The 22268-nt window shown below is 65.8% G+C and carries 17 protein-coding genes, 1 tRNA gene, 1 pseudogene and 1 riboswitch; of the genes and pseudogenes, 3 read left to right on the top strand and 16 right to left on the bottom strand.

The features are described 5' to 3' along the window. The 7 genes from DID98_RS18445 to DID98_RS18415 form a co-directional block, all read right to left on the bottom strand. Complete coding sequence (locus DID98_RS18445) at positions 1-7629, bottom strand: type I polyketide synthase (RefSeq protein ID WP_124571169.1); 7629 nt, start codon at positions 7627-7629, stop codon at positions 1-3. 599 nt (positions 7630-8228) lie between these two features. Continuing rightward, positions 8229-9131 carry a dTDP-4-dehydrorhamnose reductase gene (rfbD, locus tag DID98_RS18440; RefSeq protein ID WP_124571168.1) on the bottom strand — a complete coding sequence of 301 codons (903 nt, stop codon included), beginning with the start codon at positions 9129-9131 and terminating at the stop codon, positions 8229-8231. A gap of 8 nt (positions 9132-9139) precedes the next feature. Then, positions 9140-9691, bottom strand: a complete 552-nt coding sequence (rfbC, locus tag DID98_RS18435; RefSeq protein ID WP_044844082.1) for a dTDP-4-dehydrorhamnose 3,5-epimerase — start codon at positions 9689-9691, stop codon at positions 9140-9142. Then, positions 9676-10569 (bottom strand): glucose-1-phosphate thymidylyltransferase RfbA, encoded by an 894-nt coding sequence (gene rfbA / locus DID98_RS18430; RefSeq protein WP_044844083.1) that lies wholly within the window; start codon positions 10567-10569, stop codon positions 9676-9678. Before rfbA ends, rfbC begins: the two co-directional genes overlap by 16 nt. Before the next feature lie 11 nt (positions 10570-10580). Then, entirely contained in the window at positions 10581-11642 is a 1062-nt protein-coding gene (gene rfbB, locus DID98_RS18425) for a dTDP-glucose 4,6-dehydratase (protein WP_124571167.1), read from the bottom strand. Between the two features lie 582 nt (positions 11643-12224). Beyond that, positions 12225-13058 carry a class II glutamine amidotransferase gene (locus tag DID98_RS18420; RefSeq protein ID WP_044844085.1) on the bottom strand — a complete coding sequence of 278 codons (834 nt, stop codon included), beginning with the start codon at positions 13056-13058 and terminating at the stop codon, positions 12225-12227. A 149-nt stretch (positions 13059-13207) separates the two neighbouring features. After that, positions 13208-13537, bottom strand: coding sequence for a carboxymuconolactone decarboxylase family protein (locus DID98_RS18415; RefSeq protein WP_044844086.1), 330 nt, complete (start codon positions 13535-13537; stop codon positions 13208-13210). A 130-nt stretch (positions 13538-13667) separates the two neighbouring features. Between DID98_RS18415 and DID98_RS18410 the strand changes: the two genes are divergently transcribed. Together DID98_RS18410 and DID98_RS36315 are read left to right on the top strand one after the other, a co-directional pair. Then, entirely contained in the window at positions 13668-14618 is a 951-nt protein-coding gene (locus tag DID98_RS18410) for an AraC family transcriptional regulator (protein WP_124571166.1), read from the top strand. Positions 14619-14769: 151 nt separating this feature from the next. Beyond that, a complete protein-coding gene (locus DID98_RS36315) occupies positions 14770-14922 on the top strand; it encodes a hypothetical protein (RefSeq protein ID WP_311767935.1) in 153 nt (50 codons plus the stop codon). A gap of 187 nt (positions 14923-15109) precedes the next feature. On the opposite strand, the gene DID98_RS18400 is transcribed toward DID98_RS36315, so the two are convergent. From DID98_RS18400 to DID98_RS18360, 9 genes are all read right to left on the bottom strand, one after another. Continuing rightward, a tRNA-Lys gene (locus DID98_RS18400) sits at positions 15110-15186 on the bottom strand. Positions 15187-15295: 109 nt separating this feature from the next. Next, a complete protein-coding gene (gene ybgF, locus DID98_RS18395) occupies positions 15296-16045 on the bottom strand; it encodes a tol-pal system protein YbgF (RefSeq protein ID WP_124571165.1) in 750 nt (249 codons plus the stop codon). Positions 16046-16064: 19 nt separating this feature from the next. Continuing rightward, the gene (gene pal, locus DID98_RS18390) at positions 16065-16574 is read right to left on the bottom strand and encodes a peptidoglycan-associated lipoprotein Pal (protein ID WP_044844089.1); all 510 of its coding nucleotides are present in this window, start codon (positions 16572-16574) and stop codon (positions 16065-16067) included. Positions 16575-16591: 17 nt separating this feature from the next. Beyond that, on the bottom strand, positions 16592-17887 hold the full coding sequence (gene tolB / locus DID98_RS18385; protein ID WP_044844090.1) for a Tol-Pal system beta propeller repeat protein TolB: 1296 nt from the start codon (positions 17885-17887) through the stop codon (positions 16592-16594). A gap of 109 nt (positions 17888-17996) precedes the next feature. Then, on the bottom strand, positions 17997-19064 hold the full coding sequence (gene tolA, locus DID98_RS18380) for a cell envelope integrity protein TolA (protein WP_124571164.1): 1068 nt from the start codon (positions 19062-19064) through the stop codon (positions 17997-17999). Then, the gene (gene tolR, locus DID98_RS18375; protein WP_124487921.1) at positions 19061-19510 is read right to left on the bottom strand and encodes a protein TolR; all 450 of its coding nucleotides are present in this window, start codon (positions 19508-19510) and stop codon (positions 19061-19063) included. Before tolR ends, tolA begins: the two co-directional genes overlap by 4 nt. A 10-nt stretch (positions 19511-19520) precedes the next feature. Further along, positions 19521-20198, bottom strand: coding sequence for a protein TolQ (gene tolQ, locus DID98_RS18370; RefSeq protein WP_010091489.1), 678 nt, complete (start codon positions 20196-20198; stop codon positions 19521-19523). A gap of 144 nt (positions 20199-20342) precedes the next feature. After that, entirely contained in the window at positions 20343-20831 is a 489-nt protein-coding gene (gene ybgC / locus DID98_RS18365; RefSeq protein ID WP_044844093.1) for a tol-pal system-associated acyl-CoA thioesterase, read from the bottom strand. A 108-nt stretch (positions 20832-20939) separates the two neighbouring features. Beyond that, on the bottom strand, positions 20940-21686 hold the full coding sequence (locus DID98_RS18360; protein ID WP_124551582.1) for an SDR family NAD(P)-dependent oxidoreductase: 747 nt from the start codon (positions 21684-21686) through the stop codon (positions 20940-20942). 180 nt (positions 21687-21866) lie between these two features. Further along, a riboswitch (ZMP/ZTP riboswitch) is annotated at positions 21867-21967 on the top strand. Positions 21968-22104: 137 nt separating this feature from the next. On the opposite strand from DID98_RS18360, the pseudogene glyA reads away from it, so the two are divergent. After that, positions 22105-22268: pseudogene (glyA, locus tag DID98_RS18350) on the top strand (serine hydroxymethyltransferase); the annotation flags it as partial.

The following is a 22268-nucleotide window of genomic DNA, read 5'->3' as shown; positions in this document are numbered from 1 at the left end:
CTATCGGATCATGCGTTGCGGCTTGTGGCCCGCTTCTTGTGCGGCCTTGATTTCGTCGGTGAATTCGGCAATCGCTTCGCTGGAAACATCCTCGGTGTGCTGGGCCACCACGTGGGCCACCTGCTGGGCGACGGTGTCGGGCTCGGCCGGCTCGTCGCCGCGCAGCACCTCGATCAGTCGCGTCGCCAGCTTGGTCAGGGTAGGGCTCTCGGATAGCGCCATGACCGGCAGCCGGACGCCGAAACGGCTTTCGAGCGCCACCACCAGTTCCACACCCATCAGCGAGTCAAGCCCCATGTCGTAGACGGAGCGGTCGGGGTCGATCTTGTCGGCCGGCACACGCAGGATCTCGCTCACCTCGTGCTTGATCATGTCGACCACCGCCGGGTGAAGTTCCTCGTCGTTCAGCGTGGCCAGCAATTCGGCGACGTCGTCGCTGCCGTCTTCGTCCTGGTGCGAGGTGGCCGCATCGCGCGCCACCCACGCGAACTTGGGCGTCTGCGCGCTGGGCAGGAAGCGGGCGAGCGAGCGCCAGTCGAGTTCGAGCACGCCGAGGTCGCCGGTGTTGGCGAGCAGCATGTCCTCCAGTGCGTCGAGTGCCGTCGCGGCGGGAAGCGCGCTGCCGCCCATGCGGTTTTGCAGCGCGTCTTTGACCTTCTGGTTGCGCGCGAGGAAGCCCGCATCGGCAATCGCGCCCCAGCGCGGGCTCGTGGCGGGCAGGCCGCGCGCGCGCCGGTGGCGGGCGAGCGCTTCGAGCCAGCCGTTTGCGGCCACATAGTTCGATTGGCCGGGGTTGCCGAACAGCGTGGTGCCCGACGAATGGAACACGAAAAAGTCCAGCGGCAGCGCGCGGGTCAGCTCGTCGAGGTGCAGCGCGCCGATGATTTTGGGCGCCATCACGCGTTCGATCTGTGCGGCGGTTGCGCCACGCACGAGACCGTCGTCGATGACCATCGCGGCATGCACGATCCCGCGCAGCGGCGGCATCTGCGCATCCACGTGCGCGAGCAGTGCGGCGAGCGCCGCGCGGTCGGTCACGTCGCACGGCGCGGCATGCACGGCGACGCCGCGTTCGCGCAGCGCGGCGATCGCTTCCTGAGCCTCTTCCGACGCCGGGCCGCTGCGGCTCACGAGCACCAGATGGCGTGCGCCCTTGTCGGCGAGCCATTGCGCGGTGCGCAGGCCGAACCCGGAGAGGCCGCCGGTGACGAGGTAGCTGGCGTCGCCGCGCAACTGCAGTTCGCCGTCGGCCACGGCCGCTTGCGCCGGGGCGCTGGCGTGCAAGCCGCGACGATAGGTGATGACGATCTTGCCGATCTGGCGCGCCTGCTGCATGTGGCGGAACGCATCGACGATGTCGTTCGCGTCGAACGCGTGATACGGCAGCGGGCGCAGCACGCCTTCCTCGAACAGCGCCATCATCTCGCCGTACAGGCGCCGGGTCAGGTCGGGTCGCTTCGACATCAACTGGTCGGCGTCGATGCCGAAGTAGCTGATGTTGTTCCGGAACGGGCGCAACCCGATGCGCGTGTTCTCGTAGAAGTCGCGTTTGCCGAGTTCCAGGAACCGGCCGAACGGCTTCAGCGCGCGCAGGTTGCGGTTGATGGCTTCGCCCGCGAGCGAATTGAGCACGACGTCGACGCCTTCGCCATCGGTGGCCGCGAGGATTTCGTCGGCGAAGTCGAGCGAGCGCGAATCGTAGATGTGCTTCACGCCCATCAGGCGCAGGAAATCGCGTTTTTCGTCCGAGCCGGCGCTCGCGTGAATCTCCGCGCCGATCCATTGTGCGAACTGGATGGCCGCGATGCCGACACCGCCGGCGGCGCCATGGATCAGCACGCGTTCGCCGGGCTCGAGCCGGGCCAGGTGATGGAACGCGTAGTAGACGGTGAAGAACGTGCTCGGGATGGTGGCCGCGGCCTCGAACGACAGGCTGCGCGGAATGTGCGACAGCGCGCTCGACTGCGTCACGACGACGTTGCCGAAGCTGGCCGGCCCGAAGCCGACCACGGCGTCGCCCGGCTTGTATCCGGTGACCTTGCGGCCCACGCGCTCGACGACGCCGGAGAACTCGAGGCCCAGCGTCGGGCCGGCAAAGCCGTTTTCGATCGCTTCGTCGGACAACAGGCCGAGCGTGTACATCACGTCACGGAAATTCAGGCCGGTGGCCTCGACGCGGATTTGCAGCTCGTCCTCGCGCATGTCGGGCAGCGTATGGGCTTCCCAGCGCAGGTTGCGCAGCTGGCCCGGTACCTCGAAGCCGAGGCGCAGCGCTGTGTCCGTGGCGGATGCGGGCATCGCCGGCGCTTCGGGATGCGGGCGTGGGTTCTTGCGCAGGCGTGGCGCGTAACGCTCGCCTGACGCACCCAGCGCCACTTCCTGTTCGCCGTCCGGCCACAGCAGTTCGCGTGCGAGCGCTTCCAGTGGCAACGGGGCGGCCTGCGGCAGGTCGACGAGACGCACGTCGAAGCCGGCGGCCTCGTTGATCATCGTGCGGCCGTAGAGCCACAGCGAAGCGTCGTTCAGCGTTGCATATCCGTCGGTATGCGCGGCAGGCAGGAACGGCGCGGCGCCGGCGGTCAGCAGCCACAGCGTGGTCTTCAGGCAGGCGCGCTCGCTGGCCGACGCGAGCCCGGCGGCCAGCGAGCAGCGCTGCACCTGAGCCAGCAGCAGGCGTTGCGGATCGCCGGTGTCCAGGTTGGCGCCGCAGGCGAGGCCAGCAAGATGCACAATGCCGCGGATGTCGCCGAGCTCGGCGTGTGCGCGCTGGAGCAGCGCATCCAGCTGTTCGGGCGCGACGTCCGTCTCCACGCGCACCGGCAAGCGGCGGCGGTTCGACAGATAGTCGGCCAGCTTGCGTGCGGCGCCGGATTCGCCTGCCGTGTGCGCGTCGGCGAGAATCAGCCAGCCGCCTTGCGGCAGCTGCGGCTGCGCGACGGCGGGCGCTTCTACCGGCAGGCCGGCAGCGAGCAGATAGGGGCCGGACGCGCTTTCCGGCGCGAGGTCCAACGGTTCGTCGCAGTCGAGGCCGAACTGGGCCAGTTCGGTTTGCCAGTAGGCCGCGGTGCGTTGCGGGGTGCCGGACGTGCCGTCGGCGCGCTTGGTCCACCAAGCGGCGTTGCCGCCGAAGATGAAGTCCATCCACGCGGCGGGTTGCGTGCCCCACAGCAGCAGCGTGCCGCCGGGCTTCAGGCGGTTCGCGCCATATTGCAGCGCCTGCTGCGCGGCTTCCAGGCTGCCGAAGTCGCAATGGAAGATGATCAGGTCGGCGTCGCGGCTCGTGCTCGCCGCGCTTGCGTCGATCCGCTGGACCGACAGCTCGGGGCAGTGCTCGCGCAGGCGTTCCGCCTGTTCGAGCGCCGCGTCCTCGGTGCTTGCGTAGCCGAAGTCGGCGACGGCGAAATCCAGGCGGCGGCACAGGTCGGCTGCGACGCGCGATGCGCCGGCGCCGATTTCCAGAATGCCGATGCGCTGGTCGGGCGCGCGGGCAAGCAGTGCTTTCTCGAGATGGGCGCCCAGCGTGTCGGACAGCCGCCGGGTTGCCGTGTCGCCGAGCACGTAGTGCGCCAGTTCGACGGGCGAGATGTCGCGCGGGCAGATGTTCGCCCACTCGGTTTCGCCGCTCAGCAACGCCGGCAGGTGCAGACCGATGCGGCCGGTCGCGTGCACCAGCGTGAAGTAGTCGGGGTATTCGCGCAGCAGGCTGTTCCAGATGTCGGCCGTGCTTGCGCCGTCATCCTGCGACGCGTCGATCTGCCAGTCCTGCGAATCGGGAAGTCGGCGCGCGTTGCGGCCGAGCAGCCAGTCGAGCAGCGGTGCCGCATGCGGTGCGGCATCGCGACAGGCGGTGAGCGCGCTTGCGTCGAGGTTGCCATTCGTCGACAACGTCAGCAGTGCCTCGGTGGCGTAGCGGTCGCACAGCGTTTCCAGCAGCGGATCGACTTCCTGCGCATAGCGTTCGAGCAGGCCGTCCGTCACGATGGCGCGGACCATCGCGCGCAGCGCAGGCTGCAGCGCATTGCGTCGCAGCGCGGGGCTCGCCTGTTGCGGGCTTTGCGGATGCGGGCTCGGAATCGCGGCGTAGTCGAGGAACGCGAGCGGCTCGGCTTGCGCCTTCGACAGCCGCACGCTACGGAAGCGCGCTTCGCTGATGGACGCGATCTGCTGTCCTTGTTCGTCGAACAGCGCGAACTCGGCGGTGAGCGAATGCGGCGCGCGCTTCAACAGGCGCGCACGCACCCGATGCGGCGTGCCGAGACCCGCGCGCCAGCGCAGCCGGCCGATGCGGGTCGGCACGAACGCGACACCCTGGCCGAGCGACGGATCGTCCTTCAGCATCTGGATGATGAGCTGGAACGTGCAGTCGAGCAGCGCCGGGTGCAGCAGGCTGTGCGGCAGGCTCTCGGCGAGCGCTTGCGGCGCGTGCAGCACGGCCACCACGTCGCGCGGCGATTCGAGCCAGCCGTGCGACACCGCCTGGAAGGCCGGGCCGTAGTCCAGTTCGGCCGCGCGCGTCAGCGCGAGGTGCGTCGCGCCCGTGAAGTCGGGCTCGCGCGCGGGCAGCGCGGGCGCGGTTTCGGCCAACTGCTGCGGATTCGCGCCCGACAGCAGGCGGCCGCTCGCGTGTACGGTCCACGGGTCGGTGCCGCCGACCTGCTTGCTGCGCAGCCGGAAGCGGCCGTCGCTGTCGTCGAGCGACAGTCGTGTGATCTTGCTCGGGGCGGCGGACAGCAGCAGCGGCGCATGAATTTCGAGCTCCTCGATGTCCGCGTTGTCGCCGGGGTGCCATTGCAGCGCGGCGGCGAGCGCGATTTCCGCGAAGCCGGAGCCCGGGAACACGGTCGCGTGGCCGACGACGTGATCGGCCAGCCACGGCTCGAGCTGCGTATCGAGCTGGTTTTCCCACGCCGGCTGCGTCTGCTGGCCCATCTTGTAGCCGAGCAGCCGATGCACGCGGCGGCGCCCGAGCTGGTTCAGCGATTCGGTCGTGACGGGGTGCCAGTAGCGCTCGCGCTGCCATGCGTACGACGGCAGTTCGGTGCGTGCCGCACCGATCGGGAAGAAGTGGGCCCAGTCGACCGGCGCGCCGCTGATGAGAGTCTGGGCAACGGCGGCTTGCACGCGCTCTGGCGCGTCGTCGTTGCGACGGCCGGTCGGGATGCAGTGCCCGGTCTTGCCGTGATGCTTGAGCATCTCGTTGACGTAGCTGCGCAGCACCGGCGCGGGGCCGACTTCGATCAGCACGTTGCTGCCTTGCGCGACGAGGCTGTCGAGTGCCTGCTCGAAGCGTACCGGCACGCGGATGTTGCGCCACCAGTAATCGGCGTCGAGCGCCGCGCCGTCGAGCAGCGCGCCGGCCACGGTCGAGAAGAACGGCACGTTGCCGCGTTGTGGACGGATATGCGCGAGCGCCTGTTTGAGGGGGGCTTCGATCGGATCCATTGCGCTGCTGTGGAACGCGTAATCGAGATCGAGGTGCTTGTAGAAGACACGCCGCTCGGCCAGCACGTGGCCGACCTGTTCCAGCGAGTCCACGGCGCCCGCGAGCGTCGCGCCCTTGATGCTGTTGTAGCCGGCGACGCATAGCGTGTGCCGAAGGCCGAGTTCGTCCAGCAGCGCGGCGGCGGCGAGGCCGTCCATGCCGACTGCCGCCATGCGTCCCTGGCCCTTCGTGCGCCCTTGCTGCTGGCTGCGGTGGTAGATCACCGTGATCGCATCGGCCAGCGTGAGCGCACCGCACGCCCAGGCGGCAGCGACTTCGCCGACGCTGTGGCCGGTGACGGCGGCAGGCTGCACGCCTTGCGCCGCGAGCATGCGCGTGATGCCGACCTGGATGGCGAAGAGGGCGGGTTGCGCGACTTCGGTGCGCTCATAGACACCGCCCTGTGCTTCGCGCTCGAACAGCTCCTTGAGTGACCAGCCGGCGAGCCCGGTGAACAGGCGGTCGATCTCGGCCACCGACTCGGCGAACACGGGATGCGTGAGCAGCTTGCCGCCCATGCCGGCCCATTGCGAACCGTTGCCGGAATAGACGAATACCGGGCCCTGCGCGTCCCGCACGGCCACACCGTTGTGTACGGCCGGGTTTGATGCTTCGTCCGCGCCGATCTGGTCGAGCAGTTCCGCTACGCTGTCGTTGTCGGTGCCGAATACGACAGCACGCTTGTCGTGCCAGTCGCGGCGCAGCGCGGCTTCATAGGCGACGTCGTACAGCGCCGGCGCCCACGGGCCGCGCAGCGTGTCGGCGAGCTTGCGGGCATTGGCCTGCAGTGCTTCCGCGCTGCGGCCGCTCACGATCATCGGCACGGCGGCCGGCGGGTTCGGCAGCGCATGGGCAGCACGGCCGGTTTGCGTCGGCGTCTGCAGGATCACGTGCGCGTTCGCGCCGCCGAAACCGAATGAGTTCACGCCGATGGTCAGCGTGCCGGTCTCGCGCAGCGGATGCGGCTTGGTCACGACCGCGATGTTCCAGTCGTCGAAGCGGATGTTCGGGTTGAATTCCTGGATGCCGATCGTGGCCGGCACCACGCGATGCCGCAGGCTGTAGATGGCCTTGACCAGCCCAGCGACGCCCGATGCTGCTTCGAGGTGGCCAAGGTTGCTCTTGACCGAACCGATCGGCAACGGCGCGTCGGTGGGGCGTTGCTGGCCGAGCGCCTGCCCGATCGCACGGGTTTCGATCGGATCGCCCACCGGCGTTCCGGTGCCGTGCGCTTCCAGGTAATCGATGGCTTCAGGCGGAATGCCCGCCTCTTCGTAGGCCCGGCGCATCAGCGCGGTCTGCGCGTCGACGCTCGGCACGGTGAGGCCTGACTTGCGGCCGTCGGTGTTGACCGCGGTACCCGCCACGACGGCGAGGATCCGATCGCCATCGGCCACCGCCTGGTCGTAGTCCTTCAGCAGGAACAGGCCGCCGCCTTCCGAGCGCACGTAACCGTCGCCCGACGCGTCGAAGACCTTGCAGCGCCCGTTCGGCGACAGCATCGATGCCTTCGAGAAGGTGATGAAACCATAAGGATGCAGGTGCAAGCTGACGCCGCCCGCGATCGCGTGACTGATTTCGCCGTTGACGATCGCGCGGCACGCGAGGTGAAACGCCACCATCGCCGACGAGCACGCGGTATCGATGGCGAGGCTCGGGCCGCGCAGGTCGAAGACGTAAGACAGGCGGTTGGCGGCGATGCTGGCGGTGTTGCCGGTCGCCATCGACGCGTCGACCGTGGCGAGATCGTCGGCCATCCGGTACGAGTAGTCGGCGCTGGCGATGCCGACGAAGACGCCGCAATCGCTGCCGCGCAGCGACGACGGTTTGACGCCGGCGTTTTCGATGCTTTCCCAGCAGAGTTCCAGCAACAGCCGTTGCTGAGGATCCATCAGCGCGGCTTCGCGCGGCGAGATCCCGAAGAAGTCGGCGTCGAAGCCCGAGACATCGCCGATCGAACCGGCAGCGAATGTGTACGCGGTGCCCGGATGTTCCTTGGCCGGATGCAGGTACGCATCCTTTGACCATCTGGCAGCCTCGACTTCGGTCACGCAGTCCTTGCCGTTGAGCAGATCGCTCCAGTAGTGACGACTATCTGTTCCCGGAAATCGAAATGCCAATCCGACTAAAGCGACGCGTTTGCTCATGAGCTTCTTTTCTTTGTGACTGGCTGACTGTGTGTTTCCCTGTTAATGCGTGGAGTTGCGAGATGGCCCGGATGTACGCGTATGGGAGTAGGAATTGCCGTGTCCGCCAGCCTTGGGACATGGGCGCGACCCGCGATTTTATCCCGAAAGCTGGCTGAAACGTAAATTCGCTCTTATTGTCCGCGAATCCTGGTCCGGTGCGCGACCTTGACAGACCGGGGTTTCCGTTTGCCGACACTGATTCGCAGGACGTTATGTTTTGCTCACAACCTTACTGATTGTCTGCAAGTGGGGCGCAGACGTGCTCGACGGGATGAAGGCAATGTTACGCCAGTAATATTTGCTTTTCCGAGATGGCGGTGATACTGCAAACGGGCGTTTTCATCTCTTGCTCCGAAGTATTTTTCGGTGTATCGGAATCATGTATGAGGATTTAAAGTACCGCACGGGTCCGCGTATTTCGAGGCGGTGTTCAGCAGGAAAGAAGGGGTAATGGCTTGACAAGAACTAGTATGTTTTAACCGCCTTCAGGCCGCCGGTTGCATGACGGCGGGAATAAGATTGCCGCCGCGCTTCTGGAAGCACGGCGGCGGCTGGCGTTACATCCCCTTCATGCACAGCTCGAGCGCAGCTTCCCAATGCGGCGCGCGCACGCCGAAGTGCTCGGCCAGTTTCTCGTTCGACATCCGCGAATTGGCCGGGCGGCTGGCGGGTGTCGGATAGGCGCTGGCGGGAATCGGCATGACCGCAGGCTTCCTTGGTAGATTCGAGAGACGGAAAATCGCCTCGGCGAAGCCGTGCCACGAAGTCGAACCCGCCGCGCACAGGTGATAGATGCCTGAATGCGCGTTCCACCATGCTTCCCGACCGGCCGCGCCGGTGGCGGCGGCCTGTGCGACGACATGGGCGGTCAGCGTTGCGATCGTGTTCGACCAGGTCGGTGCACCGATCTGGTCCGCGACGATCTTCAGTTCGTCGCGCTCGGCGCCCAGGCGCAGCATCGTCAGCAGAAAGTTCTTGCCGCGCGCGCCGTACACCCAGCTCGTGCGGAAGATCAGATGCGCGCAGCCGGCGGCCGCGATCGCCTGTTCGCCCGCGAGCTTGGTCTTGCCATAGACGTTTTGCGGATCGACGGGATCGTCCTCGACGTACGGGCCGTCCTTCGTCCCGGCAAAGACGTAATCGGTCGAGTAGTGAATCAGCGCCGCGCCGATGCGCTTCGCCTCTTCGGCCAGCACCGCGGGCGCCTCGGCGTTCAGGCGCGTGGCAAGCGCGACGTCGGTCTGCGCCTGATCCACCGCCGTGTACGCGGCCGGATTCACGATCAGGTCGGGCTTCACTTCACGCACGACCTCGCGCACCTGGTCGAGGCGCGACAGGTCGAGCCGGTTGCGGTCGAGCGCGACCACGTTACCGAGCCCTTGCAGCGTGCGCGCCAGCTCGAATCCCACCTGGCCGTTGATTCCGGTGAGCAGGATGGTTCGCGGTTCGGGCGTTTGCACGGCGGCCCTCACTGGAAGCACTCGGCTTCGGCGAGCCGCTTGCCCGCCGCGTCTTTCGCGGCCAGCAGCGGTTCGCCGTCGAGCGGCCATTCGATGCCGATCTCCGGATCGTTCCACAGCAGGCTGCGCTCGTGCTCCGGGAACCAGTAGTCGGTGGTTTTGTAGAGGAATTGTGCGGACTCCGACAGCACCACGAAGCCGTGCGCGAAGCCGGGCGGCACCCACAGCTGGCGATGGTTGTCGGCCGACAGCGTCACACCGACCCATTTGCCGAAATTCGGCGAACTGCGCCGGATGTCGACTGCGACGTCGAACACCTCACCTTCGACCACGCGCACGAGCTTGCCCTGCGCGTGCTCGATCTGGTAGTGGAGCCCGCGCAGCACACCCTTCGCGGAACGCGAGTGGTTGTCCTGGACGAACTCGACGTCGGCCTCGACGAGCGCCGCGAATTCGCGCCCGTTGAAGCTCTCGTAGAAATAGCCACGCGCGTCGCCGAATACTTTCGGCTCGACGATCTTGACTTCGGGGAGCGCCGTAGCAGTTACCGTGATGGCCATGCAACCTGATCCGTAAGAATGTTCAGCAAATATTTGCCGTAGCCGTTTTTCGACAGCGGCTGCGCGAGCTTCTGTACCTGTTCGGCATCGATCCAGTGCCTGCGGTACGCGATCTCCTCGGGGCAGGCGACGACCAGACCTTGCCGCTTCTGCAGCGTCGCGATGAAGCTGGCGGCCTCGATCAGCGAATCGTGGGTGCCGGTGTCGAGCCATGCATAGCCGCGGCCCATGATCTCGACGTTCAACGCGCCGTCGGCGAGATAGCGGGAATTGACGTCGGTGATTTCGAGTTCGCCGCGCGGCGACGGCTCGATGTCGGCGGCGATGTCGCACACGCGGTTGTCGTAGAAGTAGAGGCCGGTCACGGCGTAGTGCGAACGCGGCTTGGCCGGCTTCTCTTCGATCGATACGGCACGGAAGTGCTGGTCGAACTCGACGACGCCGTAACGCTCCGGATCGTGTACGTGATAGGCGAACACCGTTGCGCCCGCGTCCTGCGCGTCTGCGTGCTCGAGCTGCTTGGCCAGGTCGTGACCATAGAAGATGTTGTCGCCGAGGATAAGCGCCGACGGGTCGTTGCCCACGAATTCGCGGCCGATGACGAACGCCTGCGCAAGACCGTCCGGTGACGGCTGCACCGCATACCGGATGTTCATCCCCCACTGGCTACCGTCGCCGAGCATGGCTTCGAAGCGCGGGGTGTCCTGCGGCGTCGAGATGATCAGCACGTCGCGAATGCCCGCTACCATCAGCGTCGACAGCGGGTAATAGATCATCGGCTTGTCGTAGACAGGAAGCAACTGCTTCGAGACCGAATGCGTGATCGGATAGAGCCGTGTGCCGGAACCGCCGGCGAGAATGATGCCCTTGCGCGCCATGTCCGTTCCCCTTACGCGCGGTGCGCGTAGTTCGTTGCGACCCACTTGCGGTACTCGCCCGAAGCGACTTCGTCGACCCATTCCTGATGGTCGAGATACCAGCGCACCGTTTTCGCGAGACCGGTGTCGAACGTTTCGGCGGGCTTCCAGCCGAGTTCGCGCTCGAGCTTGCGCGCATCGATCGCGTAGCGTCGGTCATGGCCCGGCCGGTCGGTCACGTAAGTGATCTGGTCGCGGTACGAGCCCGCCGATTTCGGTCGCAGTTCGTCCAGCAGGTCGCACAGCGTGTGCACGACCTCGAGATTCGTTTTCTCGTTCCACCCGCCGATGTTGTACGTTTCGCCGGTCTGGCCGCGCGCGAGTACCTCGCGGATCGCACTGCAGTGGTCGCCGACATACAGCCAGTCTCGTACGTTCTGGCCATCGCCATACACGGGCAGCGGCTTGCCGGCGAGCGCGTTGGCGATCATCAGCGGAATGAGCTTCTCGGGGAACTGGTACTGGCCATAGTTGTTCGAGCAGTTCGTGGTCAGCGTCGGCAGGCCGTACGTATGCTGATACGCGCGCACGAGATGATCGGAACCGGCCTTGGTCGCCGAATAGGGGCTGTTCGGTGCGTACGGAGTCGTTTCGGAGAATTGCGGATCGGCAGGCGACAGCGAACCGAATACCTCGTCCGTGGAAACGTGCAGAAAACGGAATGCGGCCTTGTCCGCCTCCGGCAGCGTATTCCAGTACTGGCGCGCGGCTTCGAGCAGCGTAAATGTCCCGACGACATTGGTCTGAACAAAATCCGCCGGCCCGTGAATCGAGCGATCGACGTGGCTTTCCGCAGCGAAATGCAGGACCGCCCGAGGCTTGTATTCCGCGAACAGCGCGTCGAGTGCTGCACGGTCGCAGATATCGGCGTGCGCGAACACGTGCTTCGGGTTTCCGTGCAGCGATTTTAGCGTTCCGAGATTGCCCGCATAGGTCAATTTGTCGACGTTCAGAACCGATTCGTCCGATTGACGCAGCCAGTCAAGCACAAAGTTGGCACCGATAAAGCCGGCGCCACCTGTAACCAATATCATGTAGCCTCTCTCATTACGTTAATGGCAGTGAATCCTGCCTTGTTCTCGTTCGCGCGCTGCCCTCGGTTGACGCGCGTTGAAGAATATCAAGAAATCGTGCGAGCCTGGCGGACGTGGCGGGCTGGATTGCACGCATATTCTAGGATATTCCTCGGGGGCGACGCATGTGCCAACCGGACAGTCTGCGTTGAAAGACTATTAATTCTCTATACCGCGGGACCCGGCCGGTGCCGGTTGCGTACGGGGTATCACGATTTCCCGTGCTCTTGCGGGGAATTCATCAGACATGCAATCTCGCGCAAACATTTGCGCGAACCGCAGCAAAGAAACGGCAAGCGGGAGTTGATGTCGAATGCGGTGATGGTTTTTGCGATACTTGAAATTGGCGGTAACTATACCATGCTCGATTCAGTCGGTGCGAATCACTCGTTTTATATCGTGATTTAGCATTGCCGTGTTTTTGCTTTGCCGTCACGGCTGGTGGCGCCGTGGTCGTTGGCACGCCTGTCAGTTTATTCGCTAAATCCGGTTTGATTCGGACACATTTCGCCGTGGCGGCAGGAGTTGAAACGCAGCTTCAACCTACTTATGCCGCGGATTGAACGGCCGCTGCTGCACATCCGCCCCCTGCGCGACGATCGCCATGCTTTCCGGCACTTCCTCCCATGCGCCGCGCAAGTCGACGAGCGGCTCCGACACGACCATGAACGCGTCGTCGCCCGCTTCCGCGATGCGCGGGTTGTGCGGATAGAGTTCGTGCAGATGCTTGAACGACGTGCTGTGGAACAGCGAGCGCGATTGCCGTTCGCTCGAGTAGCGCACCGCGATGATCCGCTCACCGTCCGTCGCGCAGATCGTCATGTTGAGCGGCTCGGCAACGCGGTATCGCGCGGCGGTTTCCTCGACCATGCCGACCATCCGTTCGAGCGCCGGCAGCGGCGTCTGCTCCAGGCCGAAGGTCAGCGCGAGACGGAACATCAGCTCGGAGTCGGTCGTCCCTTCGATCGTCGGGAACAGTGCCGGGTCGACCTTCATCGTCAGGTCGCGGCGCAGCTTGTGGAAATCGCGAATCAGCCCGTTGTGCGCGAACAGCCAGCGGCCGTGGCGGAACGGATGGCAGTTGGTTTCCTGGACGGGCGTGTCGGTTGCCGCGCGGATATGTGCGATGAACATCCGCGAGCGGATCGCGCGCGCGGCTTCGCGCAGGTTGCGGTCGTTCCATGCGGGATGCACGGACCGATAGCGGAACGGCAGTTCCTCGGGGCGGCCGTACCAGCCGATGCCGAACCCGTCGCCGTTGGTGGTCGTGGCGCCCAGCTCCGAATGCAGGCTCTGGTCGATCAGCGAATGCTTCGCGCGAAACAGGACGGTCTCGAGATGGATCGGATTACCCGTATAGGCGAGCCAGCGGCACATGGAGCGCTCCTTCGCGATGAATCTTCTCGCGCATGGTAGCCGACTTCGCGGCGCCGGCGTACGCGACCGCGCCGCGTCCGCCGGCTGGCCGGCTGCGCCGGCGATCGTCCGCGAAGGATGCGGCGGGCGCCGCACCCTTCAGGTGCGCGTCACTCGCCGAGCGCGTCCATCACGCGGGCCGAATAGACGAGCGCCGCGCCCGCATTCAGCGCGATCGCGACGCCGAGCGCCTCGGCCACTTCCTCCTTGGTTGCGCCATGCTTCGCGGCTTCGGCCGTGTGCACCGCGATACAGCCGTCGCAGCGCGTCGTGACGGCCACCGCGAGCGCGATCAGTTCGCGCGTCTTCGCGTCGAGATGGCCTGTCTTGGCGCCGGCGCCGGACAGCGCCTTGTAGCCGGCCAGCGTGTCGGGCGAGAGCTTCGCGATGTCGCCGATGCGCGTCGTGAGTTCCTTCCGGTATTCGTTCCAGTTCAGCATGATGCGTCCTTTCGAGAAGAGGTGGATCAGGCGGCGGATGCCGCGATCTCGGGCGATGCAGGACTTATTCTGAGCGTTCGCGCTGAGGGTTTCGATACGCTAGAGTGTCAATTTTTAGCGCAAACGTCTCATGGACGCGTTGAGTCAACTGTTGTCGCTGGGCCGCAGCCATGTCGAGCTCGACGTGCGCTGCCTGCTCGACGGCCCGTTCGCGATGCCGCACGATCCGTTGCCGCCCGGCGAGGCGGCGTTTCACCTGCTGCTGTCCGGAACGTGCCGGCTGCGCACGGCCGACGGGCGCACGCTGCGGCTGGCCGACGGCGACTTCGTGCTGCTGCCGGCGGGCGACGCGCACGATTTGTCCGATGTCGGGGGTGGCGGCGCGCGGCCGCCGGTCGCGTCGCTGCGCGAGCCGGGCGCGGCCGGCGGCGCGGTGCTGCCGGTCAAGTCGAATCGCGATCCCGCGGATCCGGCCGATGCGAGCGTCGACCTGCTCTGCGGGCGCTTCATTTATGCGCGCGGCGCAGGTGAATTGCTGATGCGTACGTTACCGCGGGTGCTGCATGTCGGGCTGCGCGCGGCGTCGGGGCCCGCGTCGCTGCAACTGCTGACGAGCGTGCTGCGTGCCGAGGCATCGAGCGCGCAGCCGGGTGCGCGCGCGATCGTGAATGCGCTGGGGCAGGCATTGCTCGCCTACGCGTTGCGTGCGTACGGCCGCGATGCGCGCGTGCCGGCCGGCTGGCTCGCGCTGGCTGCCGATGCGCGGCTCGGCCCGTCGGTCCAGGCCGTGCTGCAGGCGCCGGCGCAAGCGTGGACGGTCGAATCGCTCGGCGCGGCATCCGCGATGTCGCGCGCGACCTATGCGCGGCATTTCCGCGAGAAGGCCGGGATGAGCGTCGGCGCGTTCGTCGCGCAGATCCGGATGATGCATGCATGCGCGCTGCTGCAGGACACGCAGCGCGGCCAGGCGGAGATCGGGCAGGCGGTCGGCTATCAGTCCGAGGCGGCGTTCGGCAAGGCGTTTCGCGCGGTGCTCGGCACGACGCCGGGGCGCTGGCGGAGCGCGCAGCGGGGCACGTAAGACCGACAGCGCGATCGTCGTGTGGTGCGGCAAAGCGGCTAGCATGCGCGAAATGTATTCCGATGAAAACGATTTCGAACAAGACACAACGGCTGGGTCGCGCTGTTGATCGCGATCGCGCTGCTGGTCGTCGGCATTCTTCAATGCGACGCTGCAACCGAGCGAGAAGGGCTTCTACGCGATTTGTCGTTCGCGCTGTTGCTGTTCGTTCGGCGCGGTGACTGTGCAGAAGAATACGCGTGACATGCAGCGCGCCAAGCCGCGCTTCACCGACGCGGATTCCGCGCCGACCGTTCAGGAGTGACGGTGACGCCACGCGAAGCGGGCGCCCGAGCGGGCCGCCTGTGTCGCATGACACGCGCCGGCTCCGCGTTCGATCGACTTCGTCGAAAGCGGCGCGAGCATCATCGAGATGCCGAGCGCAATACTGCGGGAAGCAGACGCAAAAAAGCCTCCACTCGGGAGGCTTTTATTGCACTATCAAAGATAGTTGGTAGGGTGGGAGGGACTCGAACCCTCGACTCTCTGATTAAAAGTCAGATACTCTAACCAACTGAGTTACCACCCCACGTTCTTGAAACCGGTTGGTCCGTTGCGCTGACAACTTGCTCAACGACCCAAAGAGCAAAAGATTATATCGGCGAATTGAAGGGCTGTCAACAATTCGACACGGTAATTTATTTGATGCTCTCGATCTTGCCCTGCGCAGTCTGCGCAGCGTTCGATCCGGCGTACTGCGACACGACCTGCTCGAACGTCTTCTTCGCGGCCGCCTTCTGGCCTTGCTCGAGCTGGTTCGTCCCGATCGCGACGAGCGCGTCGGCCGCACGCGGATGCTGCGGATACTTGCTCACGATCGCTTGCCACGTCGCGGTCGAGCCGCGGTAGTCGCGCAGCGCGTATTGCGCATTGCCGAGCCAGTACTGCGCGGTCGGCTGGTACGGGCTCTGCGGGTACTTCGCGATGAAGCTGCGGAACGAGGTCGCGGCCGCCTTGAAGTTGCCGTTGCGGAATTGCTGCTGCGCCGCGCTGAGCGCATCCGTTTCACCCGGCTGCACGGTGCCTTCGACACCATCGATCGTCGCCTGTTGCGGCTCGAACTTCTTGAGCCGCGTGTCGAGATCCTGGTAATACTCCTTCTGCTGCCGCTCGAGCGTCGTCAGCCGGTTCGTCAGATCCTCGTTCTCGCCGCGCAGCGTCGCGACCTGCTGGTTCAGCTGGTCGATACGGCCGGATTGATCGAGGATCGTACGCTGGGCGGCCGACAGCTGGCTGGACAGGTTGTCGCTCTTGCTGCGCAGATCGAGCACGGCGCGGCGCGCCTCGTTGTCGTCGAACATGCCGGCGTGCGCCGGCGCGGCCGACCACGCCGCGCCGACGACGCAGAACGCTGCGGCGATGCGCAGCCAGGATACACGGTGCGTCATACGGCAACTCTTCCGTTACTTACTGTTGGTAGACGAGATCGGCGCGACGGTTCTGCGCCCACGATGCTTCGTCGTGACCCGCTGCTTGCGGCTTTTCCTTGCCGAGGCTCACGGCTTCCATCTGCGAGTCGTTCACGCCGAGCAGTGCCATCGCGCGGCGGACAGCTTCCGCACGCTTCTGGCCCAGCGCGAGGTTGTACTCGCTCGTGCCGCGCTCGTCGGTGTTGCCCTGGATCAGCACGTGACGCTGCGGATGGCTCTTCAGGTACTGAGCGTGTTGCTGCATCAGCGGCTGGTACTCGTCCTTCACCGAATAGCTGTCGAAGTCGAAGTAGATGCTGCGCTTTGCGAGCGGGCTGTTCGGATCGTTCAGCGGATCGACGTTCACTTGCGCGACGTTGTCGGCGCTCGGCTGCGTGCTCATCGCACCCGCGTTGGCCTTGTCGTCGAGCTTCACACCCGACTTGCACGCTGCGAGCGCACTGATCATCATCACGGCCAGGGCCAGACGAGCTTTATTCGACATCATGGTTACTCTCCTTGTGGTCATTGCATGAAGGGCCCCCACGACGGCTCACGAACGGAGCCGCCCTGGACGGACAGGATTTGCGGCGGCGCGCTGCCGTCGGAGGGCACTGCTGCCAGCACGTTACGACCACCCGACTGGGTCGCGTAGAGAAGGTACTGGCCGTTTGCCGCGAAGCTCGGCGATTCGTCGCGATTGGTATTCGTGACGGCGTTCGCCGCCCCGGATTGCAGATCCTGAACGTACAGCTTGAACCCCCCACCCGTGCGGGAGATGTAGGCGAGCAGCTTGCCGTCCGGGCTGATGCGCGGGCTGGTGTTGTAGCTGCCGGTGAAGGTCACGCGTTGTGCCGCGCCGGCGCTTTCGCCTTGCGCCGGCATCCGGTAGATCTGCGGCGCGCCGCCGCGATCGCTCGTGAAATAGATCCAGCGGCCGTCCGGCGAGTAGAACGGCTCGGTATCGATCGAGCTGCTCTGCGTGAGCCGGTGCAGACCGCCACCGGTTGCATTGACCGTATAGATTTGCGTATTGCCCGTCAGCGACAGGGCAACGGCCAGCGTGTTGCTGTCCGGCGACCACGCCGGCGCGCTGTTGTTGCCCTTCTGGTCGGAGACGATGTAGCGGCGGCCGGTCGGCAGGTCATGGATGTAGACGATCGGCTTCTTGCGCTCGAACGACACGTACGCGACCTTCGTGCCGCTCGGCGACCACGACGGCGAGATGATCGGCTCGGTGCTCGACAGCGCGATGCGCGGGTTCTGGCCGTCCGAATCCGAGATCTGCAGCTGGTAGCGGTTACCCGTCTTGATCACGTACGACAGGCGCGTGGCGAACACGCCGCGCACGCCGAGCAGCTTCTGGTAGATGTAGTCGGCGATCTTGTGGCCGGCCGTGCGCAGCGTGGTGTCGGTGGCCGTCAGCGACAGGCCGCCGAGGCTTTGCTGCTTCACGGTGTCGTACAGGATGAAGTTCACCTTGTACTGGCCGTTCGCTTCGCGGTTCACGCTGCCGGCGACGAACGCATTCGCGCCCTTGGCCTTCCATGCGCCGAGATCGACCGATGCGGTCTCGGGCACGGGCGTGCTGCCCGCGTCGATGTTGGTGAATTTGCCGCTACGGGCGAGGTCGGAGCGGACGATCGACGTGACCTGCTGCGGCAGGCCTGCCTCGTTCGCGAAGTTCGCGGTGGCGATGGGGAACTGGGTCGAACCGACGCCGGTGATCAGCACGTTGACCTGCGCGTTAGCGGCGCCGCCGGCCGCAATCAGACACGAGGCCACGAGTGCCCTGAAACCTAGTTTCGTCATCAAACTCATGCTTCTTGCTTCCCATGTGACTTGGATCGCTGCGCAACCGCAGAGACAGTAAAAATACCCGATTCGTTCCCGTCCGGCAGCGACGCACGGAGTGTAAGCGCATTTGCGATCACTCCGCCGCCTTGAAGGTAATCGTAATGTCGGACGGGGTACGACCGTTAGAATCGGGCGGCAATGGGACCGACGACTGGATCGCATTGACCACGGCTTGATCCCACCCCGAATTTCCGCTCGAACGGCGGATCGAAACACTGAGCACGTCGCCCGACGGCGTGCAGCGGATCGCGACGACGGTCGTCAGACCCGCGCGCTCGCCGCCCCAGACGATGTTCGGCTTCACGCGGCGACGCACCTTGTCGGGATAGCCGGGCGATGCGGCATTGCCGCCGGAGCCCGTGCCGGTGCCGCTTTTCGCGAGGCCCTCGCCGCCGCCTTCGCCGGCGCCGGACATGCCCTGCATCTGCGCGAGGCGCGCGTTGCGCTCACGGTCGAGCTTCGCCTTCGCTGCCGCGTCGGCCTTCGCGCGCGCCGTCGCTTCAGCCTTCGCCTTGGCCTGGGCTTCCGCCTTCGCCTTCGCGGCCGCGTCGGCCCTGGCCTTCGCTGCCTGCTGCGCTTCCAGCTGCGCCTGCTTCTGTTGCTGCTGTTTCTGCTGCTGGAGTTTCTGTTGTTCGAGCTTCTGCTGCTCCACGAGCTGTTGTTGCTTGAGCTTGTCCGCCTGCTTCTGCCGTTCGCGCTCGGCGGCCTTCTGCGCGGCGAGCGCGGCAGCCTGCTGGGCCGCGAGTTGCTCGCGCCGGGTTTCCTCTTGCTGGGCCTTCAGTTGCTGCGCGCGGCGCTGCTGCTCGAGCAGCGCTTCGCGCGCGGCCGCTTCCTGCTGCCGTTTCTTCTGCTGCAGCGCGATGTCCGCCTGCTCGTCCCGGACCGGGGGAGGGGGCGGTGCGAGCTTCGCGGGCGGCGCGGACGTGACGACGGGCCGCGGCGCGGGCACGTCGGGTACCTCGGTCCACAGCTCGGCCTCGGAGCCGGCCGGCGTGCTGTTCTGCCATTGCACGCCGTGATAGAGGAACAGCGCGAGCAGCACGTGCATCAGCGCGGCGAGCGCGAACGCGCGCCAGGTGCCGCGCTCGCGCGGGGGCTGAGACGGGTAGGCGTTGCCGCGCGTGGATTGCTGCCGGTTCATTGCGATTTGACGAGGAGGCCGACGCGCTTGACGCCGCGCGCCTTCAGGTCCGACATCACGGTCATGACCGCATCGTACTGCACGGTCTTGTCGGCCGCGATCACGACGGGCTGGTCGGGATGGTCAGCCTGCCGGGCCGAGATGAAGCTGTCGAGCTCGGCCTTGGTCATCGTGTCTTCCTGCGTCGCGCCGGCGTCGCTCTTGTACTTGACGCTCATCGTGCGGTCGGCCTTGATGTTGACGACGACGGGGGGCGTCTGTTCCTGCGGTGCTGCGTTGCCGACGGTCGGCAGATTGATGATCGACGGGGCGACGAGCGGTGCCGTGACCATGAAGATCACGAGCAGCACCAGCATCACGTCGATGTACGGCACGACGTTGATGTCGGCCATCGCGCGGCGCGAGCGGCCGCCGCGCATGCTGGATCGAATGGGGCTTCCTGCCATGGCGTGCTCCTTACTGGGCCTGGCGCTGCAGGATGTTCGAGAACTCTTCGATGAAGGTCTCGAAGCGGATCGCGAGGCGGTCGATGTCGTGCGCGTAGCGGTTGTACGCGACCACCGCCGGAATCGCGGCGAACAGGCCGATCGCGGTGGCGACGAGCGCCTCGGCGATGCCCGGTGCGACGTTCGCGAGCGTCGCCTGCTGCACGTTCGCGAGGCCGCGGAACGAGTTCATGATCCCCCAGACGGTGCCGAACAGGCCGATGTACGGGCTGACCGAGCCGACCGACGCGAGGAACGCGAGGTTCGCTTCGAGTACGTCCATTTCGCGCTGGAACGACGCGCGCATCGCGCGGCGTGCCCCGTCGAGCACGAGGCCCGGGTCGCTGATGCGCTTTTCCTTCGCCTTCAGGAATTCACGCATCCCCGATTCGAAGATCCGCTCGAGCGCGCCGATCGTGTGACGGTTGTTGGCCGCGCTCTGATACAGCGCCTGCAGGTCGCCGCCCGACCAGAAATCCCTTTCGAAGCGTTCGGTCTGCGCGCGTGCGCGGCGGATCGCGAACCACTTGCGGAAGATGAAGGTCCACGACATCAGCGACAGCAGCAACAGCAGCCCCATCACGGCCTGGGCCAGCACGCTCGCGTTGAGGACGAGGGAAATGATCGACAGGTCTTGAGAAGTGTTCATAGAGGTTTGAGTAACGTCCCTTCGGGGGTGTCCGGCGAGGGCGCACGGTATGCGTGTGGCGCGGCGCGCCGGCCTGGCCTGGCGCCGAACCTTGCTTAGTATCGATTCAGGAAGGCAAGTTCATGGGCCTTGTCTAAACGGTGCTCATCCGAGCTTCGTTGACAGTACGGCAGTCTGCCCGGCGTCGATGACGGGCCCGCGTTGCAGCGCGTCGAGCACGACCGGCGGGATCGCCGCGGGCCGGATGCCGATCTGTTCGACGCAGCCGAGGCGGATGTGCCCGGCGACGAGCAGCGTGTCGCCACGCCATGCTTCCTGCGTGAATTCCACCGAGGCGCGGCCGATGCGTCCGGGCCGGCTCGTGATCGTCAGCGTGTCGTCGAGTCGCGCCGGCGCGCGGTAGTCGAGCGACGTGCTGCGGACGATGAAGATCGCGCCCGTGTCGTCGGCGAGCCGACGCTGGTCGATGCCGCACGCGCGCAGCCATTCGGTGCGAGCGCGCTCGAAGAATTTCAGGTAGTTGGCATAGAAGACGATGCCGCCTGCGTCGGTGTCCTCGTAGTACACGCGTACCGGCCAGGTGAAGCCGGAGTGCGCGTCCGGGGAGCGGGTAGGCTGAGTCATGGCGCGCATTTTACCGGAAGGCCGAGGCCGGATTCGTAACCGATTCGTAACGGAATGTAGTACGGCGCAGCATGCCGCGGGCCGGCCGGAGGCGGGCCCGCGGCTGCGCCCGTCGTGTCAGCCGCGATGGATCGCGAGGCCGGCCGGAGCCTGGGCGACCGGCATCATCTCGATCGTGTTGATGTTGACGTGCGCGGGGCGCGTCGCGATCCAGTAGATCGTGTCGGCGATGTCCTCGGCCGTGAGCGGCTGGACGTTCTGGTAGACGTTCGCCGCCTTCGCATCGTCGCCGCGGAAGCGGACGTTCGAGAATTCCGTGCCGCCGCAGAGGCCCGGCTCGATGTCGGTTACGCGCAACGGCGTGCCGATCAGGTCGGCGCGCAGGTTCAGGCTGAATTGTCTGACGAAAGCCTTGGTTGCGCCGTATACGTTCCCGCCCGGATACGGATAGGTGCCGGCCACCGAACCGAGGTTGAAGATATGGCCGCGGCCGCGCTCGATCATGCCGGGCAGCAACGCGTGCGTGACGGTCACGAGGCCCGAGCAGTTCGTATCGATCATGGTTTGCCACTCGTCGAGGCTGGCCTTGTGGGCCGGCTCGACACCGAGCGCGAGACCGGCGTTGTTGACGAGCACGTCGAGCGCCGCGAATTCGGCGGGAAGGGCGGCCGGCACGGCTTCTACTGCGGCGCGGTCGCGCACGTCGAGCTCGAGCGGCAGCAGTGCCTCGCCAAGTTCGGCCGCGAGCGCATCGAGACGATCCTTGCGGCGCGCGGTTGCGACGACGCGATGGCCGCCGTTGACGAAGGCTCGGGCGATTGCGGCGCCGAAGCCGGCGGACGCGCCTGTGACGAACACGATCATTGCTGCTCCTGGTCGGTAACAAAGTAGCGGATAGTATCCCGCAAGCCTACTGAGATTGCCGCACCGCGGCAAGGCGCCAAAGCGCGTCGGCACGGGTGCGTAAAGTCTGGCCCTTATTGTTTCGGGGCCGCTGCCGCGCGGTTGCCTATTCATGACGCATCCAATAAACTAACGCGCTCATCACCCCTGCGTGACTGGCGATAGAACCCTTCGGGTTCAAGGTGGAGCATCCCACCGTGAAGCGCGGGGCGCCGTTTTTGCCGTTCGCCTGGGCAGCCGTTGTGCGCCGTTGCGTGCATCGCCGGTGGCTGTCCCGTCTCGCGTCATACGGATTCTTCCGCCACGTCGAGCTGGTTCCGCCAGCAGCGCAATGTACTCGGCCGCCCCGGTCAACCTGTACACACTTAACGGAAACCGTATGTTTGACAGAGCCCAAAGCACCATCGCGAACGTCGATCCCGAACTCTTTGCAGCGATCGAGCAGGAAAACCGCCGCCAGGAAGATCACATCGAGCTGATCGCGTCGGAAAACTACACGAGCCCGGCCGTGATGGCCGCACAGGGTTCGCAGCTCACGAACAA

It is taken from the genome of Burkholderia sp. Bp8984, assembly GCF_003853755.1.
Lineage (GTDB): Bacteria > Pseudomonadota > Gammaproteobacteria > Burkholderiales > Burkholderiaceae > Burkholderia.
The sequence above is the reverse complement of the archived record's forward strand: the minus strand, read 5'-3'. Positions and strand labels throughout refer to the sequence as shown.

What these genes read in the sequence shown, in the direction of transcription:
- tolA (WP_124571164.1), bottom strand. Translation starts at nt 19,064, where the DNA reads ATGAACCGGCAGCAATCCACGCGCGGCAACGCCTACCCGTCTCAGCCC.
- rfbC (WP_044844082.1), bottom strand. Translation starts at nt 9,691, where the DNA reads ATGGCCATCACGGTAACTGCTACGGCGCTCCCCGAAGTCAAGATCGTC.
- tolB (WP_044844090.1), bottom strand. Translation starts at nt 17,887, where the DNA reads ATGAGTTTGATGACGAAACTAGGTTTCAGGGCACTCGTGGCCTCGTGT.
- ybgF (WP_124571165.1), bottom strand. Translation starts at nt 16,045, where the DNA reads ATGACGCACCGTGTATCCTGGCTGCGCATCGCCGCAGCGTTCTGCGTC.
- DID98_RS18360 (WP_124551582.1), bottom strand. Translation starts at nt 21,686, where the DNA reads ATGATCGTGTTCGTCACAGGCGCGTCCGCCGGCTTCGGCGCCGCAATC.
- DID98_RS18410 (WP_124571166.1), top strand. Translation starts at nt 13,668, where the DNA reads ATGGACGCGTTGAGTCAACTGTTGTCGCTGGGCCGCAGCCATGTCGAG.
- DID98_RS18415 (WP_044844086.1), bottom strand. Translation starts at nt 13,537, where the DNA reads ATGCTGAACTGGAACGAATACCGGAAGGAACTCACGACGCGCATCGGC.
- tolQ (WP_010091489.1), bottom strand. Translation starts at nt 20,198, where the DNA reads ATGAACACTTCTCAAGACCTGTCGATCATTTCCCTCGTCCTCAACGCG.
- rfbA (WP_044844083.1), bottom strand. Translation starts at nt 10,569, where the DNA reads ATGGCGCGCAAGGGCATCATTCTCGCCGGCGGTTCCGGCACACGGCTC.
- pal (WP_044844089.1), bottom strand. Translation starts at nt 16,574, where the DNA reads ATGATGTCGAATAAAGCTCGTCTGGCCCTGGCCGTGATGATGATCAGT.
- tolR (WP_124487921.1), bottom strand. Translation starts at nt 19,510, where the DNA reads ATGGCAGGAAGCCCCATTCGATCCAGCATGCGCGGCGGCCGCTCGCGC.
- rfbB (WP_124571167.1), bottom strand. Translation starts at nt 11,642, where the DNA reads ATGATATTGGTTACAGGTGGCGCCGGCTTTATCGGTGCCAACTTTGTG.
- DID98_RS18420 (WP_044844085.1), bottom strand. Translation starts at nt 13,058, where the DNA reads ATGTGCCGCTGGCTCGCCTATACGGGTAATCCGATCCATCTCGAGACC.
- ybgC (WP_044844093.1), bottom strand. Translation starts at nt 20,831, where the DNA reads ATGCGCGCCATGACTCAGCCTACCCGCTCCCCGGACGCGCACTCCGGC.
- DID98_RS18445 (WP_124571169.1), bottom strand. Translation starts at nt 7,629, where the DNA reads ATGAGCAAACGCGTCGCTTTAGTCGGATTGGCATTTCGATTTCCGGGA.